This window comes from Sphingobacterium faecale (assembly GCF_016746095.1).
GTDB classification, from domain to species: domain Bacteria; phylum Bacteroidota; class Bacteroidia; order Sphingobacteriales; family Sphingobacteriaceae; genus Sphingobacterium; species Sphingobacterium faecale.
On the sequence record NZ_JAERTY010000008.1, the window covers coordinates 402,210 to 420,583 of the forward strand.

Annotated in this window: 12 protein-coding genes; 7 read left to right on the top strand and 5 right to left on the bottom strand. The window is 37.2% G+C overall.

Annotated features, from left to right (window positions below):
* Positions 1 to 12: 12 nt before the first annotated feature.
* Positions 13 to 873, top strand: coding sequence for a mechanosensitive ion channel family protein (locus JKG61_RS15720; RefSeq protein ID WP_202103891.1), 861 nt, complete (start codon positions 13 to 15; stop codon positions 871 to 873).
* A 299-nt stretch (positions 874 to 1,172) separates the two neighbouring features.
* Here the strand turns inward: JKG61_RS15720 and glpT are convergent, their stop codons facing one another.
* The 5 genes from glpT to JKG61_RS15745 all read right to left on the bottom strand — a co-directional run bounded on the left by glpT (position 1,173) and on the right by JKG61_RS15745 (position 7,404).
* Positions 1,173 to 2,513, bottom strand: a complete 1,341-nt coding sequence (gene glpT / locus JKG61_RS15725) for a glycerol-3-phosphate transporter (protein WP_202103892.1) — start codon at positions 2,511 to 2,513, stop codon at positions 1,173 to 1,175.
* A 12-nt stretch (positions 2,514 to 2,525) separates the two neighbouring features.
* A complete protein-coding gene (locus JKG61_RS15730) occupies positions 2,526 to 3,356 on the bottom strand; it encodes a glycerophosphodiester phosphodiesterase family protein (protein ID WP_237249502.1) in 831 nt (276 codons plus the stop codon).
* A 189-nt stretch (positions 3,357 to 3,545) separates the two neighbouring features.
* Positions 3,546 to 4,271, bottom strand: coding sequence for an MIP/aquaporin family protein (locus JKG61_RS15735; RefSeq protein ID WP_202103894.1), 726 nt, complete (start codon positions 4,269 to 4,271; stop codon positions 3,546 to 3,548).
* Between the two features lie 32 nt (positions 4,272 to 4,303).
* Positions 4,304 to 5,809 (bottom strand): glycerol kinase GlpK, encoded by a 1,506-nt coding sequence (gene glpK / locus JKG61_RS15740; protein WP_202103895.1) that lies wholly within the window; start codon positions 5,807 to 5,809, stop codon positions 4,304 to 4,306.
* Positions 5,810 to 5,838: 29 nt separating this feature from the next.
* Positions 5,839 to 7,404, bottom strand: coding sequence for a glycerol-3-phosphate dehydrogenase/oxidase (locus JKG61_RS15745; RefSeq protein ID WP_202103896.1), 1,566 nt, complete (start codon positions 7,402 to 7,404; stop codon positions 5,839 to 5,841).
* Between the two features lie 224 nt (positions 7,405 to 7,628).
* Here JKG61_RS15745 and JKG61_RS15750 point away from each other — a divergent pair, with 224 nt between their 5' ends.
* From JKG61_RS15750 to JKG61_RS15775, 6 genes are all read left to right on the top strand, one after another.
* On the top strand, positions 7,629 to 8,390 hold the full coding sequence (locus JKG61_RS15750; protein ID WP_202103897.1) for a DeoR/GlpR family DNA-binding transcription regulator: 762 nt from the start codon (positions 7,629 to 7,631) through the stop codon (positions 8,388 to 8,390).
* Positions 8,391 to 8,509: 119 nt separating this feature from the next.
* Positions 8,510 to 9,133: an RNA polymerase sigma factor gene (locus JKG61_RS15755; RefSeq protein ID WP_202103898.1), complete on the top strand. Its 624-nt coding sequence runs from the start codon at positions 8,510 to 8,512 to the stop codon at positions 9,131 to 9,133.
* Between the two features lie 169 nt (positions 9,134 to 9,302).
* A complete protein-coding gene (locus JKG61_RS15760; RefSeq protein ID WP_202103899.1) occupies positions 9,303 to 10,535 on the top strand; it encodes a FecR family protein in 1,233 nt (410 codons plus the stop codon).
* A 222-nt stretch (positions 10,536 to 10,757) separates the two neighbouring features.
* Positions 10,758 to 14,003: a SusC/RagA family TonB-linked outer membrane protein gene (locus JKG61_RS15765; RefSeq protein WP_202103900.1), complete on the top strand. Its 3,246-nt coding sequence runs from the start codon at positions 10,758 to 10,760 to the stop codon at positions 14,001 to 14,003.
* A gap of 5 nt (positions 14,004 to 14,008) precedes the next feature.
* Positions 14,009 to 15,376, top strand: coding sequence for a RagB/SusD family nutrient uptake outer membrane protein (locus tag JKG61_RS15770; RefSeq protein WP_202103901.1), 1,368 nt, complete (start codon positions 14,009 to 14,011; stop codon positions 15,374 to 15,376).
* Positions 15,363 to 17,897 carry an alpha/beta hydrolase family protein gene (locus JKG61_RS15775; protein WP_202103902.1) on the top strand — a complete coding sequence of 845 codons (2,535 nt, stop codon included), beginning with the start codon at positions 15,363 to 15,365 and terminating at the stop codon, positions 17,895 to 17,897. The genes JKG61_RS15770 and JKG61_RS15775 overlap by 14 nt, the downstream gene beginning before the upstream one ends.
* The last annotated feature ends 477 nt before the right edge of the window (positions 17,898 to 18,374 follow it).

Here is an 18,374-nt window from a genome sequence, read left to right on the forward strand (position 1 = left end):
AAATATTTGTTTATGGAAAATGTCGAAACTAGAATTGAAAAACTGATCGATCTGATCGTTTTAAAACTGCCTACTATTGTTGCTGCTTTGCTTATTTTTGTCGTGGGGGTATATGCTATTAAATTCTTTTTGCAGTTTTTGAATCGCCGCTTTGAAAAGCGTAATGTTGATCGTTCTATCCGAAGCTTTGTTTCGAGCTTGTTGAAATTTGTGCTGTATGCGATGTTGATCCTGACGGTCGCTAATACGATGGGGATACAAACGACATCTTTTATCGCGGTATTATCGGCTTTCGGTTTAGCAGTAGGGATGGCGCTCCAAGGGAGCCTGTCGAATTTCGCGGGTGGAGTATTAATTCTTGTTTTTAGACCTTTTGAAGTAGGAGATTATATTTCAAGTGCTAATGGATCAAGTGGCACGGTAGACCGGATAGATATTTTGTACACGACGCTGTCTGATGATAGTGGTATTAAGGTTTTTAGCCCTAATGGTACGTTGGCTAACTCTGTAATTAAGAACTATACAAAAATTCTGTCTAGAAGGTTTGAGTTTGTTATTGGAATAGGCTACGAAGATAATATTAAAATCGCTAAGGATACTATCTTAACTGTTCTGAATAATGAAGTAGAGGTATTGAAGACTCCTGCTCCGGATGTGTTTGTGGGTGAATTGGCTGATAGTTCGGTCAATTTAACGATACGTGGATGGGTAAAGCGGGAAACATTTTGGCCGACAAGTAATGGATTGAGAGAGAAAATTAAGGTTGCATTGGATGATAAAGGAATTTCCATACCGTATCCACAGACCGATATGCATATCAAAAGCGATGATGGTGGTTTGATAGCAAATGCTAGTGTATCGAAAAGGTCTTAGTCTAAGGCTCCTATTAGAATGTAATATCGGTAAGCTATAACAGCCTGTTCTAGCTTACTTAGTTTTGAGGGGTCTTTGTGGCTGTAACGAGGTAGGATAACTTTGTTGATCCTATTGAGAACGCTAAATATTTTCTTTTTCATCTGTATACAATTAGTTCATGATCCACTAACTGTTGGATCGCTTTGTTTTGTAGTACTATATATAATCTCCGAACATAGGGAAATATATATTGTTCGGAGATTATATAATGCAAACAGATATCGCGCCAAAGTTAAGCTGACCTTGTCGGTCTGGCTTTATTTGAGACGTAGGAATTCCTTTTCCTTATTCCAGGTGAATGCTGTAAATAGTATAGCGAAAACTGAAGCTAAGAGTATGATTTCAAAGGAAGCATCCCAACCGCTCTTGTCCACAACAGCCCCCAGTGCGGCATTTGCTAGCAGATCACCTATGAAATAGCCAAATAGTCCGGTGAGGCCTGCAGCAGTTCCTGCGGCTTTTTTAGGAACAAGATCCAAAGCTTGTACACCGATGAGCATGACAGGACCATATATGAGGAAGCCAATGGCCCATAGGGAAAGGTTTACGACGAGTTGGTTTTCTCCGGGTGTAAGCCAATAGATAGCGACAGCTAGAAAGGTCAGTATCATATAGATGATGGTTACTGGAGCCCTCCTGCCTTTGAAAATTTTATCACTCATGACCCCACAGAGAATGGTGCCGGGTATGGCGGCCAATTCGTAGATCGAGGCAGACCAAGTGGCCTCGGATGCGGTGAAATGTTTTGCCTCCTGAAGGAAGGTAGGAGCCCAGTTAATGATGCCATTTCTTACCAAATAGACGAAAGCATTTGCAGTCGCGATATACCAAAGCAATTTGTTGTTTAGTACATATTTGAAGAAAATCTCTTTGGAACTGAATTCTTTTTCCTGTGAGGCTTCATATGTTTTGGGATAGTCATTTTTGTACTCTTCAATAGGGGGCAATCCGCAGGACTGGGGGGTATCTCTGACGAGAAATATCGATAGAATGGCAACGAGCATGGCTGCTAGCCCGGGAAAGTATAGACGAGCTTGCCAGTCTACGAATAATTCTACTCCTAAAATCGCTAACGGACCTACTAAAAAGCCTCCAACGTTGTGTGCTAGATTCCATATGGACATGGCTGTTCCACGCTCTTTGATCGAATACCAATGTACTACAACGCGTCCACAGGCTGGCCATCCCATCCCTTGTACCCACCCATTGATGAATAGTAAGACGAACATAACGGTGATGGAAGAGGTCGCAAAGGAAGAAAATCCCATAAAGATCATAGTCAGGGAGGAGAGAATCAGTCCTGCCGCTAGGAAATAACGGGCGTTGCTTCGGTCAGAAACATTTCCCATGAAAAACTTGCTTAATCCATAAGCTATAGAAATGGCGGACATGGCAAACCCAAGTTCGGCCTTGCTGTAACCAAGTGAGTCTTGTAGATCCTTTACAGCGAAAGAGAAGTTTTTGCGAACGAAGTAGTAAGCAGCATACCCTATAAATATTCCTATAAATACTTGGAGCCTGAGTTTTTTGTATTCTGGGTCAATACGTTCTTCTGGCAGCCTCGCTTTGTGCGAGGCTGGCTTAAATATACTGTACATAGTTAGTGTTTATTAAAATAGGTTTGGGTAGTCGCTAATGATGCCGTCTACTTTTAAGGTTTCTAATTCGGTAATTCTTTTTTTGTCATTGACCGTCCATGGTATTATTTTAATGCCTAGATCATGAGCTTCTTTTATAAACGAAGCGTTGACAATGCTATAATGCGGACTGATAATAAAGGGGGTAAAACCTAGCTCTGCAACAAGTTCTTTGATACTTTTGCTGTTTTTTTCTCCTATCAGATAAGAAGTCTTAATCTGTGGATAGGTTTTGTTGATATACTGAATGGTTCTTTTATCGAACGATTGTATGACTGTCCTTGGGGCGATTCCTTGCTCGATTACTACTTCTAAAATTAAATCCGAAAATTCTTGAGGGGCAGGGTGCCATTCGTGGTCTTTGCCGTCTCTACTCTTTGTTTCAATGTTATAGAACATTGAGGGTCGTTTTTTTTCTTTAGTATAGGCTTCTGATTCTTTGATAAGATCCTTTAATAAGGCAATTGGAGTAGCTACTTTTTTCTGATCAGGAAAGTCTTTATTGCCTTTTAAGCCTAAATCAAATCCTTTTAATTCGTCCCATGTATAACTGTATATAATCCCTTTAATGTCTTTGCCACGCAATTCTTGACCATTTTTATATGTTACAAACTTAGGGTTGAGGTAATCGTCATGATATACGACTACTTTTTTGTCTTTTGTAATATGACAGTCCATTTCTAGGGTTGTAACTTTCGGAAGGTCTATGGCAAGTTTCATCGCTCCTATGGAGTTTTCAGGATATAGCCCTCTTGCGCCGCGGTGTCCTTCGTAGGAGAAAGTAGGGAATTCTGGATTTTGCATACGGACTATTTTTTTTGTATTGCAGGAAGATGTTAATAGCGCTAAAAATAAGGCTGTTGCTATAATGTTTCTTTTGTTACTTGACATATTTAATAATCTTATAATCTGTAAAAATAAAAAAATAAAAAGTGTGTGTACGCCTTTGATAGTAATCAGTTGCTAATTTGATCTTTTTATATTAACAGAATGTTATTTTAATAATACTACTAGCAGTGTGGCTATTGTCGCGCCTATAAGTGGACCGACCACTGGTACCCATGCATAAGACAGATCGAAATTCGCTTTGTTTTTGATAGGTAATAGAGCATGAATAATACGGGGACCTAGATCCCGCGCGGGATTGATTGCATATCCTGTTGTTCCACCTAGGGATAATCCTATGACCCAAACCAAGAAAGTCACTGGAATTGCACCTATTGAACCTAAGCCTATTGGGGTGTGATCCGCTAGGCTGGCATCTTTGAAGTGTAATATGGTGAATATCAACACAAAGGTTCCCAATGCTTCGCTGAATAAATTTATGGGTATGTTTTTAATGGCTGGTGCAGTACAGAATACGGCTTGTTTTGCTCCAGGGTTGTCCGTTTGATTAAAGTGGTCTTTGTAGGTGATCCATACGAGTGTAGCTCCTATCATAGCCCCTATAAATTGAGCTGAGATATATGATAACGTCGTCTGTAGATCAATACTGTGTAAAATGTAGTTGGCCAATGTAACTGCAGGATTGAGGTGCGCACCACTATAGGGACCAGCGATGGTAACTCCTACAAATACTGCAAATGCCCAAGCTGTTGTGATGACAATCCAACCGGAATTATTTCCTTTTGTTTGATTCAGGACGACATTTGCAACGACACCACCTCCTAGAAGTATCATTGCGGCTGTTCCTATTAGTTCTGCTATAAAAGGTGTCATTGTGTAAGGTTTATTGGTGATTGATTAATGACTTATTGACTCTTGTAGTTGGCCCAGAATTTAGCTGTTTCCGTGGCACGTTTCCATTCTGTAAGTTGTGTCGTGTATTTTTTTGATTTTGCAGGGACAAATACTTTATCTTGTTGCCATAAGGCTTGGAGCTCTTTGGTATCTTTCCAGAACCCAACAGCTAAACCAGCAAGGAATGCCGCTCCCATGGCTGTAGTTTCGGTGATGGCTGGCCGGATAACATTTGTCTTTAGAATATCGGCTTGGAATTGCATCAAGAAACTGTTTTGAGTAGCTCCGCCGTCTACCCTCAGTTCTTTTATTCGTGATGAAGAGTCCGCTTCCATGGCTTTTAAGATGTCATAAGTTTGATAGGCTATGCTTTCCAAAGATGCTCTGGCAATGTGCGCTGCATTAGATCCGCGGGAGAGGCCTACCATGGTGCCTCGGGCTTCTGCATTCCAATGAGGGGCACCTAGTCCGGAAAATGCGGGTATGAGGTAGACACCATTGGTGTCTGGAACACTGTTGGCCAGCTTTTCAACTTCGTTGGATTTGCGGATAATACCCAGTTCGTCTCTTAGCCATTGTACTACAGCTCCACCGATAAAAATACTGCCTTCTAAGGCGTAGTTAACTTCTTTTCCAATTTTCCAAGCTACTGTAGTGACGAGCTTGTTGTTGGAGATAACAGGCTTCTTACCTATATTCATTAATAGAAAACAACCTGTTCCGTATGTGTTTTTGACCATTCCTTTTTGAGTACACAGCTGACCAAAAAGTGCGGCCTGTTGATCTCCTGCAATACCAGCGATTGGAATCTGAACTTTTGCGATATCTTGTGTTGTGTGTCCGTATATTTCGGAGCTGCTACATACCATGGGAAGCATTGATTCCGGTATCTCGAAGATATCTAAGAGTTCTTTGTCCCATTGTAGGGTGTGTATATTTAAAAGTAATGTGCGTGAGGCATTTGAAACATCGGTAATGTGTTTTTCGCCATTGGTCAGATTATAAACAAGCCAAGAGTCTACGGTTCCAAAAGCAAGTTCACCTTTTTGGGCCATTTGTTTGGCACCTTTTACATTGTTGAGTATCCAGTTTATCTTTGAAGCCGAAAAGTAGGCATCGATCAGAAGTCCGGTTTTTTCCTGGATAGTACGTTCGAATCCTTTTTCGGCAATTGTTTTGCAGTAATCTGCTGTTCTTCTATCTTGCCATACTATAGCATTGTAGATAGGCTTGCCAGTTTTTTTGTTCCACACGATCGTGGTCTCCCTTTGATTGGTGATACCAATTGCTTTGATCGTTTCTAGTTTTAATTTTTTCTTCGCTATTACCTCGGTCATCACCGCAAGTTGGGTAGACCATATCTCTTGTGCATCATGTTCTACCCAACCTGATTTGGGGTATATCTGAGTAAATTCTTTTTGAGCAATCTCAATGATTTCTCCTTTCTGGCTGAAAAGGATAGCTCTGGAACTGGTTGTGCCTTGATCTAAAGCGAGTATGTATTCCTTCTTCATCATATATCTGGTTTATTATTAGTTTTTTATAGTTATAAAGTGTAATTTTTAACAAGGGCTGTGTAATCCTCTATTTCTTTGGCTATCCATGCTTCATCTTTGTTGAGCTCTTGAGCCATGAGTGTCGCGACCTTTGGAGCTGCTTCAAGAGAGGCTTTAGCGTCCAATAATAGGAAACGTATGCGTCGTGCTAAAAAGTCTTCTACGCGGGCAATCATCTCGTAACGGCAGGCCCAAATTACCTCGGCTTCCAAAAATTCATACTTAGGATGTAGTTTTTCTCCTAAGGTAGGGGACTCTGCTGCTAGTTTCATGAGCGGCTCGATATCAGAGCCGTATACTTGCCAATGTCCTGGTTTTTTATTCAATGAATAACCATGGATTGGTAAATTTTGTGTTTTGCAAGCCGATGGTAATAGATTTGCTGTTTTGATAGCTAAATCTACGGTTTCTTCCGCCATTTTCCGATAGGTGGTCCATTTTCCTCCAGTGATTGTTATTAATTGGGAATTACTCTTGATGAGTTTGTGATCCCTTGATATCTCTTTCGTGCTTTCTGAGTCGCCATCGGTAGGAGCAGCCAAGGGTCTGAGGCCTGCAAATACACTTAGAACGTCTTTTTCTGTGGGTGCATTCTCTAGATATTCATTTGCTGTATTCAATATAAATTCGATTTCTTCATTCAACGGCCTCGGTTCGATTTGATGAGCGTCCAGTGGCGTATCTGTGGTGCCTAATAATACTTTATCATGCCATGGTACACCGAATAGTACACGCCCGTCGCTGGTTTCTGGTATCATAAGGGCATCATCATTGCCTAAGAATTTTTTGTCTATGACAATATGTGCACCTTGACTAGGACGTACGATGTCTTTGTGTGTAGGTGTGTCGAGCTTGAGGATGTCATCTACAAAAACTCCAGTAGCGTTGATTACTGCCTTAGCTTGAATGGTAAATTTTTCGCCAGAGAATGTATCTACTAAGCTTAAGCCATTAGTTTTGCCAGACGCATCTTTCGTGATATTGTTTACTTCGGCGTAATTCAATAGGGCAGCGCCATAGGAAGCTGCTGTTTGTCCTAGGTTGATTGCGAGCCTTGAATCGTCAAATTGACCATCGTAGTATTGTACCCCTCCCACGAGGCCTTTTGTTTTTACCTTTGGTAATTTCTGGATTACATCTTCTTTGCTTAGTAAGGTGGATTTTCCTATCCTAAGTTTACCGGCCATCCAGTCATATAGTTTCAATCCGATCAAAAATTTCAATTTATTAAAAACAGAATACGATGGAATTACAAAGCTCTGGACAAAAGAAACGTGTGGTGCATTTTTAAAAAGTAATCCTCTTTCTTTTAAAGCGGATAGTACTAGTTTTACATCACCATTTGCTAGATAACGCACGCCACCATGTACTAGTTTAGTGCTTTTGCTTGATGTTCCTTTTGCAAAGTCATACTTTTCAATAAGAAGTGTACGGTATCCCCTTGAAGCAGCGTCGAGTGCTATCCCTAAACCTGTAGCGCCTCCCCCTATAATCGCAATGTCCCAAATTTCGGTGTTTTTAATGCTTTCTAAAGCTTCGTTTCTTGTAAATTTCATTTTGATTTACTGTGTTTATTTGTGCTTTGTTTTGTAAAAATAATAAAAAACGTAAATAAACGAAAGTTTATGAAGTCTTTTAGATAAATGCTTTAGTTTCGGAATAACTTAATTATCTTAGGTTTATAAAAATGCCTATTAATAAGGGGGGAGTGCGGTCTGTTTCATTTGAATCCCATCTATGATAAGGTAGATATTGTAATATTAAAACTAATTTCATTTGTATGAATAATGTCGAACGGCATCAATATATTATCAAACAGGTAAACCAGAATGGACATGTTTCTGTTTTGGATTTATGTGAAGAATTAAGTGTTTCCTCTGTAACAATCCGTAAAGATTTACAGTTTTTAGAGGATACAGGGTTGGTTTACCGTACTCATGGTGGGGCTACACGACAGAACCCTTATCAGACTGATAGACCGGTTATTGAAAAGGAAAAGCTTTATGAGGATGAGAAAATACGTATCGCTAAGGCAGCTTCCCGTTTGGTGTTAGCTAATGATTCTATTATTATTGGATCTGGAACTACGACACAATTTTTGGCAAGGGAGATTACGCCGCAGGGTAATTTGACAGTAGTCACCTCCGCACTAAATGTGACATTAGAGCTACTTAAACATCAGAACGTAGAAGTTATACAGTTGGGCGGATCTGTAAGACGTACATCTTCATCTGTGACCGGGCAGTATGCTAACAATATTTTAGATCATTTCTTCTGCTCTAAACTGTTCTTAGGTGTGGATGGTATTGATCTGGATTATGGTATATCTACGACCAATGCTCAAGAAGCAATGCTGAATCAAAAGATGATAACCGTAGCACAACAGGTTATTGTATTGACTGACTCGAGTAAGTTTGGTAGAAAGAGTTTTGGGAAAATAGTGGATTTTTCGCATATCGATATTATTATCAGCAATGAGATTCCTCCCGCTTTTCAGGAGCTTTTTGACTCCTTGGGAATTGAAACGATAATTGCGAAATAGTCGATTTTCCAAGTGAAGTTCTTGATTGTTCACTGTACCGAATTAACAAATTTAAAATTATTAAAATAAATGCTAAGTTTGTTTCAGAAAGATAACTGATTATAACGGTAAACTCTAAATTGAAACGATCTAGAAAAACGCCTCAATCCAATAAAGCTGTAGAAGAGCATGAACTTTTGCTTCAATTGAAATCTGGCGATATACATGCATTTGAAGAGCTCTACCATCGGTATAAAAGTCGATTGGCGGGGAAGTTTTTGCAATTACTCAAGTCTGAAGTCTTAGCACAGGATGCCTTACAAGATCTGTTTGCTAAAGTCTGGGACGTACGAGCAACGATCGATATCGAGCAATCTTTTCCAGCGTTCCTCTATCGTATTGCGACCAATTTGGCGCACTCTATATTTCGGCGTGCTAGCCTAGAGTCTAGCCCTCGTACCCTGCTCAAGATTGGCTATACTGAAGCCTACAGCCATGTCGAAGAGGATTTGTTCCAAAAAGAGCGTGTGAAGATTGTGGAAGACGCTATCGCTAAACTACCCGAAAGGCAACGCCAAGTTTTTGTGATGCACAAGATCGAAGGCAAGAGCTATAAAGAAATAGCCGAAGAGTTAAATATTAGCCTCTCCGCCATCAATAACCACATTACCCGCGCTAATAAATTTCTGTCCGAAAACCTCGAACCCAAAATCTGGTTTATACTCCTTGCCCTCTCCTCCAACGATTATTTCGATTTCTTTTAGCAGTTCCAATTCCTATGCGTCACCTCACCTTGAGGATAGGTCTAATAACAATATAGGACTTACGTTCTGAAAAATTAAAAATAATTTCATTTTCCCTGTGGTAGTTTCTTCATCTCATGCGTATCTCTATTAAACCGGGATAAAAATATCCTCGCTTTAGCGTAATTAGATGAAAAGCAAAGAACAGTTACAAAACCTATTTCTGCAGTATTTGCAGGGGCAATGCCAACCCGAAGAAATCGACCAAATCTTGGACTATTTCGGAGAAGAAAAGCAAAGCGGCTTTTTAAAAGAACTCATCGCCCAGCACCTGACAAATGAAGAGGCATTTGACACAGCTACACAAGGAAGCATTCAGCAAGTCCTGTCCAAGGCCGACCAAAACATGCAAGCCTTTGTACAAGAGCGAATGCAAGCTGAGCCATGGCGCAGCAAGACGAGGCGCATACGATGGGCGCTATCAGGTGCAGCAGCTGCGGTACTTATCGCCCTGAGTATCGGCATCTACACCTACAGCAGTCGTGTACCCGAAACCCAAGAAAAGAGACTTGCCGTAGCAAGCGAGATCCGTGCCATTGGTCACAGCGCCACGCTCACCCTTGCCGATGGAACAGTCATCGCTTTACGTGAAGATCAAAACGAAATTGTTATCGGAGTAGATAACATTACCTACAACGATGGTACCGCCATTAGCCAGCAAAGCATTTCGACCGAAATAGAACAAACCCCACGCTCCCTTACGCTAAGCACCCCTCGAGGGGCACAATACCAAGTCACCCTACCCGATGGGAGCAAGGTATGGCTCAATGCGGCCTCCAAGCTAAGTTATCCCGAGCGTTTCACGGGAAGCGAACGAAGAGTCGAACTCGAAGGCGAAGCCTATTTTGAAGTTGCTTCAAACAGACAAAAGCCCTTTAAAGTAAGCAGTAGCGGACAAGAAGTCGAAGTACTCGGTACCCACTTTAATATCCAAGCCTATCCTGATGAAAGCGAAACCAAGACCACACTGCTAGAAGGAGCGGTACAAGTATACAGCAGCGAAGAAGGTAGCCAACAACTGTCAAAGCCAACGTTACTCAGCCCTGGTCAACAAGCCACACTCCGTAATGGAAAGCTAAGTACACAAATCGTCAACAGCGAAGACTATGCGTCTTGGAAAGAAAATGTATTTATTTTTCATAATACAGACCTGAAAAGCATCATGCGCCAGGTCAGTCGATGGTATGATCTAGAGTTAGACCTCGCAACGATACCCGATATCGAATTTTATGCCGAGATACCGCGCAATGTACCTTTGTCACAAGTATTGATCATGTTGGAAGAAACCAGTAACCTTAAATTTAGAGTCGTCGCTCATAAAAAAAGCCATACTACAGAAAGGAGACTGCTTATCGAACCATAGTTAAACCACAGTGGTAGACTCTTGAAAAACAAAACCGAAAGTGGGGGAAACACCTTCGGTCGATGTCAAGGGGTCTATCATTCACATTACCGTTTAGTAAAAAATTTTATAACCACTTAACATAACAAAGATATGAATTTTACCATTCATTTCTGGACGTGTAGGTGTCGTTTTCTTCAAGACGATACCCAGCGTACAGAAATACGAACACGATTATTAGCGATGAAGCTTACGATAATACTTCTAGTCGCCTTTAGTTTTTCGACTTTAGGCAAAGGCCTATCACAAGAAATTAGCCTATCCTTCAAAAACGCCTCCCTTGAAAAAGTGATGCATGAAGTTCGGAAGCAGAGTGGCTACGCCTTTATTTTCAATGCAGCCGATCTGAAGCACGCAAAAGGAGCTAAGATCACGACCGATTTGAATAAAGCAAGTATACAACAGGCATTGCTGGCTATTTTTGACGAACTCCCTTATAGTTATGAAGTCAAAGAAAAAAGCATTGTACTCAAGCTTAAAAAACAAGGTACTGCTCATCAGCAAGTAAACGAAAAGATCGACCCAAGCCTAGCTATTCAAGGAAAAGTAGTAGACTCATTGGGGAGGCCTTTGGTCGGCGCTTCTATCAGGGTGAAAGGAACCAAACTTGCTACTACAACAAATCATCAGGGGGAGTTTCGCCTGCATGACGTAGCGGATGATGCGGTTTTGGTTATTTCTTTTGTGGGTTATACGAGTAGAGAAATACCAGTTCGAGCAGAAATAGGGACGATCGTACTACATTTAACTAAGAGTGATTTGGATGAGGTCATGATCAATGCAGGATATTATACGGTGAAGGATCGGGAACGGACGGGAAGTATTTCAAAAATCACTTCGAAAGAAATAAGTCAACAACCAGTTGCTAATCCACTGGCCGCAATGCAGGGGCGTATGGCAGGGGTGCATATCACTCAAAATAGCGGCACCCCCGGCGGTGGCTTCGATATACAGATAAGGGGGCGTAATAGTTTACGCACCGAGGGGAATGATCCTCTCTATATAATTAATGGAGTACCTTATAGTTCAAAGTCTACATCTGATCAAGCATTGTCTGGTTTACTTTTCAGCATGGGAAATGTCAGCCCACTCAACAGTATTAACCCTAATGATATTGAAAGTATCGAAGTATTGAAAGATGCTGATGCTACGGCAATTTATGGGTCACGTGGGAGTAATGGTGTAGTTTTGATTACCACGAAAAGTGGAACTTCTGACAAAACTACCTTTTCTATGCAATCAACGACCTCTGTAAGTACACTTTCCAAATCATTAGATCTAATGAATACTGAAGAATATTTAAAAATGCGAATGGATGCTTTTGCAAATGATGGAATTACGACGTATCCTTCCAATGCTTATGATGTAAATGGCACTTGGGATCAAAATAGGTATACCAACTGGCAACAAGAATTCTTTGGAAGAAAGCCAGTCTCACAAAATGCACAGTTTTCCATAGGAGGCGGATCGGGACGAACATCTTTCCTTTTAAATGCAAGCCATCGGTACGAACAGACTACTTTTGTAGAGAAATTTGGTTATAAACGCAGTAGTTTTTCATTTAATCTAAGACATGAATCAAAAAATAAACGCTTTGAAGTTCAAATGAGTGTTATGAAATCAGGCCAAAATAATCATCAAATGGCTACCGATTCTTTTGGTAAAATATTCTTAGCTCCTAATTCTCCCACATTATATACTGAAGATGGAGACTTAAACTGGGAAAAAAATACGTTTGATAATCCCTTAGCATCTCTTAATTCTCAGTATTTTTCTAAAGTGTCCGATTTTACTAGTCAAGTGGATTTAAGTTATAAACTGCATTCCGATTTTAAAATTCGTTTAAGTGCAGGTGCAATACAGCAGCAGAATATTGAAAACAAAACATTACCACATACGATATACAATCCATCTTATGGTTTAACTAGTGAATTTTCTTCTAACAGTACAACAACTTTAAAACGAAATAATTGGATTATAGAGCCAAAAATTGAATGGTTAAAACAAAAAAAGGTTGGAAAGTGGTCAGCTTTAATAGGAGCGACATTTGAGAGTAGAAACCAAGATATATTTAGCTTAACAGCCAGCGACTTTTTATCTAATGATTTCATATTTAATATGGCAAATGGGAAAAATACTCAGATTAAGAATGACAGTGAGATAGTTTACAAATATACGGCGGTATATGGGCGTTTGAATTATACTGTTAGTGATAAATATTTGATTAATTTAACGGGACGAAGAGATGGTTCAAGTCGTTTCGGACCAAACAACCGTTTTGCGAATTTTGGTGCAGTTGGTGCTGCCTGGTTATTCAGTCGTGAAAAGCTATTTGAAGCAAGTTCATGGCTTAGTTTTGGAAAAATTCGTGCAAGTTATGGGATTGCTGGGAGTGATTTAATTGGAGACTATCAATATTTAAATACTTTTATAGTATCCTCTCAAAGATATGATGGAAAAGTAATTCTTGATCCTTTCAAGCTGTATAACGCTGATTTTAGTTGGGAAAGCAATAAAAAAATGGAAGTTGCAATGGAATTAGAGTTTTTTAACGGGAGTTTATCGAGCACTATTTCCTACTACAGAAATCGTTCTTCCAATCAGTTGGTGGGGATCCCTCTGTCAGCAGTAACTGGGTTTAATTCTGTCCAAGCGAATTTAAATGCTACAGTTCAAAATACCGGATACGAATCCACTTTAAAATCAGTGAATTTTAGTAATAATAAATTTAGTTGGACTTCAGAGTTGAATTTTTCAATACCTAGAAATAAACTCATTTCTTTCCCCAATTTAGAGGAATCTTCCTATGCAAATTCCTATGTTGTTGGTATGCCTATAACAATAAAGAAGGTTTATAACTACCTGGGAGTAAATAAATTGTCAGGGTTGTACGAATTTGAAGATACTAATCAGGATGGCAGAATAAATGCTGAAGATAAAAACACCGTGGCTAATATTGGAATCAAATATTTTGGTGGATTAAATAATCATTTTAATTACAAAAAATTTAGTATTGATTTTTTATTGCAATTTGTAAAACAAAGTAATTATAATTACGATTATTACTTCCCATCTTCAGGTGATATGAGTAATAGACAGAGATGGGCTTTGAATTATTTTTCACTTGATAATCCCGATGCAAAATATCAAAAGCCTTCAACAGGGGTTAATAATTTAGCGGTACAAGCTGCTAATAATTTTAAAGAAAGTAATGCTGTTATAGAAGATGCAAGTTTTTTTCGTTTTAAAACGATTCAGTTAGCATATGTATTACCAAACATCTTTAACCAAAACAATACACTTTCTATTTATTTTCAGGGAAATAACCTTTTTACAATCTCTAACTTTATTGGTTCTGACCCAGAAGCGAAGGGCGTATTACTTCCTGGATTAAAAACTTTTTCATTTGGATTTAATTTTAAATTTTAAAAATTATGAAAAAAATAATCAACTATGTTTTAATGGTATGGTTTACTCTCATGTTGTTCAGTTGCGAGGTTTTTGTAGAAATTGATCAACCTAAAAATCAAATTGCCAATCCTGTTGTCTTCAATAATGAGACGATGGTCAGATCTGCACTGAATAATGTGTATGTATCTATATATAATAGTGGATTTCTTTCTGGAAATAATACCGGAGCTGGTTATCTCATGGGATGTTATACAGATGAATTGGAGGTGACAACTTCCCAAAATGTTGACTACAAGCTTTTTTATGAAGGTACCGTTTCGAGCACAACAAATTTGGTCAAGAAAATATGGAGTGATGTATACAAACAAATTTTTAATTGTAATTTAATTATAGATGGAGTTGAGAATTCAATTGTTTTTTCCGACGATTTTAAAAATCAAATAATAGGTGAATGTAAAGTTATTAGAGGTGTATTACATTTTTATTTAACTCAAACGTTTGGCAATGTACCTTATATATTTACGACTGATTATAATGTGAACAATCGAGTTGTTAAAATGCAAGTACATGAAGTAATGAAAATAGCAACGGATGATTTAATTCAGGCTGAAAAATTGTTGAAAAGTAGCGTTTTAGGGTCAGAAAGAATCTATATTAACAAGACAGTTACTCAGGCCTTTTTAGCGCGTATGTTTTTATACCAAGAAAATTGGGTTAAAGCAAAGGAATATGCTGATAAGATTATCAGCAATCAATTCTATCAATTAGAACCAATAGAGAATGTGTTTCTCAAAGGGAGTAAAAGTGCTATTTGGCAACTAAAACCTTTATTGGCAGGTAATAATACCTTTGAAGGTTATTTTTATATTTTTTCAGAAAAACCAGCTCCTAATGTGCAGTTAACTAAGGGATTGTTACAAAGTTTTGAAAATAATGATCTTAGAAGGGATAAGTGGGTTAAAATAGTTGATGAGGACACAAAGTCGGCACATGCTTATAAATATAAAATGAAAGGGACTTCATCTCCATCTCAAGAGTATTCTATTATTATTCGTATTGAAGAAATGTATTTAATAAGCGCAGAAGCTTCGGCAGAATTAAATGATTTTGATAGTACAAACAGCTACTTAAATGCTATTCGTAACAAATCTGGCTTGCAAAGTTTAAATGTTACAAATAGTAATGATGCCATTAATTCTATTTTAAATGAAAGAAGAACTGAGTTCTTTTGTGAATTTGGTCATCGATTTTATGACTTAAAAAGACGTAACAAATTAAGTGCACTTCAAACTACCAAACCTAATTGGAAATCATATTTTCAATATTGGCCAATTCCAGAGGGCGAGTTAAATTTGAATTCAAATTTAAAACCTCAGAATGATGGCTATTAACATGATGTTTTTAAGGGTTTTTACAACTTTTTTAAGTTTATTTTTCTCTAATTATATATGTTCTCAAAATTTTGAGCAAGAGTATTTAACGAATAGTAAAATAAATAAATCTGGGACTGTATTATCCTATTATGTCAGTGGTAAGAAAGGAAATACTCTATATTTAAATGACCTTAAAAATCATAAAGTTTACAACTATGGAAATATAAACCAAAATCATATTCTTAATGATGATTTCTTTATCGGAATTGATCAAGCAAATAGAACTTTAATAACTGTAGATTTCATTAATCAAGTCATCGACTCCTTAATTGGAGTCGATGATTTTGATTGGATTCAAAACACAAACACTGTGGTGGTATACAATAGAGAAACGAAAATTTTACGAATTATTAATTTAAAAACTGGTTTTACAGATACTTTTAATGACATATGTGATTACATTACCAGTCTTGTTAGTTCAAATGTTGCTTTTGTAAATAACGAACAAACCGTGTTTTATTACAGTACGTTTAATAATGTAAGTACTAAGTTTGATAAATTTGAATCAAAATCAAAAATAAAGAAGCTTCATTGGGATAAAGGAGGGACAAATATTTTTGGTTTCTTCGTCGAAAATGAAAACTTCAAAATTCATAAATATTCTAAAGAGTCTAACCAATTTGTATTCAGTAGTTCAATAGATTTAAAAGATAAAAAAATGCAAGTTGACACTATGTTCAATACTGTTCTTGTGATGAAAGATGAACGTATTGCTGTTAGTTTGAAAAATACTGGTTTTTTTGAAGTCAATTCTGGAGAACCTGAAATATGGCTTGGTAGTTCAAACGGTATTACACCTCATGAAAATAAATTAAAATCTTCTAACATGCAATTAGCGGTTATTAATATCAAGGAAAAAAAGATTTATGATTATTCAGAATCAGAAAGGTTATTAAAGTTTGTTATTAGTGGGCAAGAAGACGATATTTATTCTTATGAAAAAAGTTCTAACTATAATTTTTCACGTATAAATCCAGAAATTGAAATATTTGAATATGATAGGAAACACTTCAAGAAAAAATATGTAGGTACATTTAATGCGGCAGATCAAAATATAAAATCTACTGTGAAATCAGATTTGTTATTTTACTTTAAAGATAATAATTGGAATTTTTATGATAAAAAAACAAAAAGATTTTTAAATTTCACTAAAAATATAGAGGATAATTTCTTTTATATGAATAATGAATTTTATGAAATGATTGATTATCCAATTAATCAATATTTATTATCATATAAGGAGAAGTACTTATTGTTTAACGGAGCCAAGCAACTTTGGCTATTTGATTTAGTTTCAAAAAAAATGAAACAAGTGAAAAATAATTCAAATAAAAGTTATTCAATTTCGCAAGCAAATTACTCAATAAATAGAACACAATGGGATTGGAATATTTCTGTTAAACAATTGGATTATGATAATGTTGTTCTCACTTGGAAATCTGAAAATCATACCAATGAAGGAATATCTCTTTTAAACGATAAAGAAGAAATAGTTGATATACTTGACGTTAACTCAAAGATAAAGCAAATTGCAAGAGGAAGTAAAAAAATAAGCTATATTCGAGAAAGCGCAGATCAACCACCAGCCTTGTATATTTTTGATTTTGATTCTCAAAAAGAAACACTGATTTTTCAGAGTAATCTTGCAGATACATTGGCTAAAAGTATAAAAGTTGTTTATCATAATTGGTTAAATGATCAAAACAAAAAACGAGGTGCAGTGGTAACCTATCCAATTAATTACGATACGACAATAAAGTATCCAGCTATTTTTGATATATATGAACAGAAGAAAAGTACACAGCATGATTATGTAACAACTATTCTAACAAATGGTAATGGAATCAATTCTCGAGTTTATTCCAATGAAGGTTTCTTTGTAATTAGGCCTGATATATATTACGAAATAGGTTCCCCGGGGAGATCAGCTACAGATTGCGTAATTGATGTTTTGGACAAATTAATTAAGATATTACCAATAGATACTAATAATATAGGGTTAATAGGTCATTCTTTTGGAGGGTATGAGACTAATTATATTATTACTCAAACCAATCGATTTAAAGCTGCAGTTTCGAGTTCCGGAGTTGCAGATATAATTAGTGCGTATTTTACATTTAGTCTAGAATATAAAATTCCCGATATTTTTCGTTATGAAACACAGCAGTTTAGAATTGGTAAGAGTTTTTTCGATTCCAAAAATAAGTATATAGATAATTCACCTTTGTTTCATTCCGAAAAAATTAATACTCCCCTGTTATTGTTAACAGGGAAGAATGATTATGTGGTTAACTGGACACAGTCCATCACTATGTTTCTTGCATTAAAGCGACTAAATAAAATAGTGAATTTAATTTTGTATCCCAATGAAGGACATGTATTAATGAATAAAAATAATAAAGAAGATGCATCTGATAAGATTAAAAGTTGGTTTGAATATTACTTAAAGAACAGACCTAAACCAGATTGGTTAGAGTGAGGTATACATTAAAGCAAATGTTCAAAATGAAAAATAACATCGCTGTTGCTGATAAATAAAAATGTGTAAATAAATTTTTAGGAATTCTTGAAAGCTCCTAGCACTTTTAACTATAAATTTTTACTGGGGTAGGAAAGCCCTACCCCGTATTATTAATATCAAGTTTAGAGGGATCTCTCTTACTTGATTATTTTCTGTGATAAGCTTGCTGTACATAATATTTCTTTTTTTGTACTCTAGCAGAAGTTTTAATTATTTGGGATCTTTTTTAGTCGCTGCATTTTGCATGGGTGTAGCTCCATAACAACCATCAGATATTTTTGAATCCACTTCCAGTAACCTTGTGTATTTGCATATTCCGCACTATATTACACCACCATTCCGCTCCAAAGTACACCAGTGATTCCGCTGCAAAACACACCACTTTGGTGTAAATTTTCAGCAGCCTAGTTATAAGTTGAGGGTCTTTTAAACTGT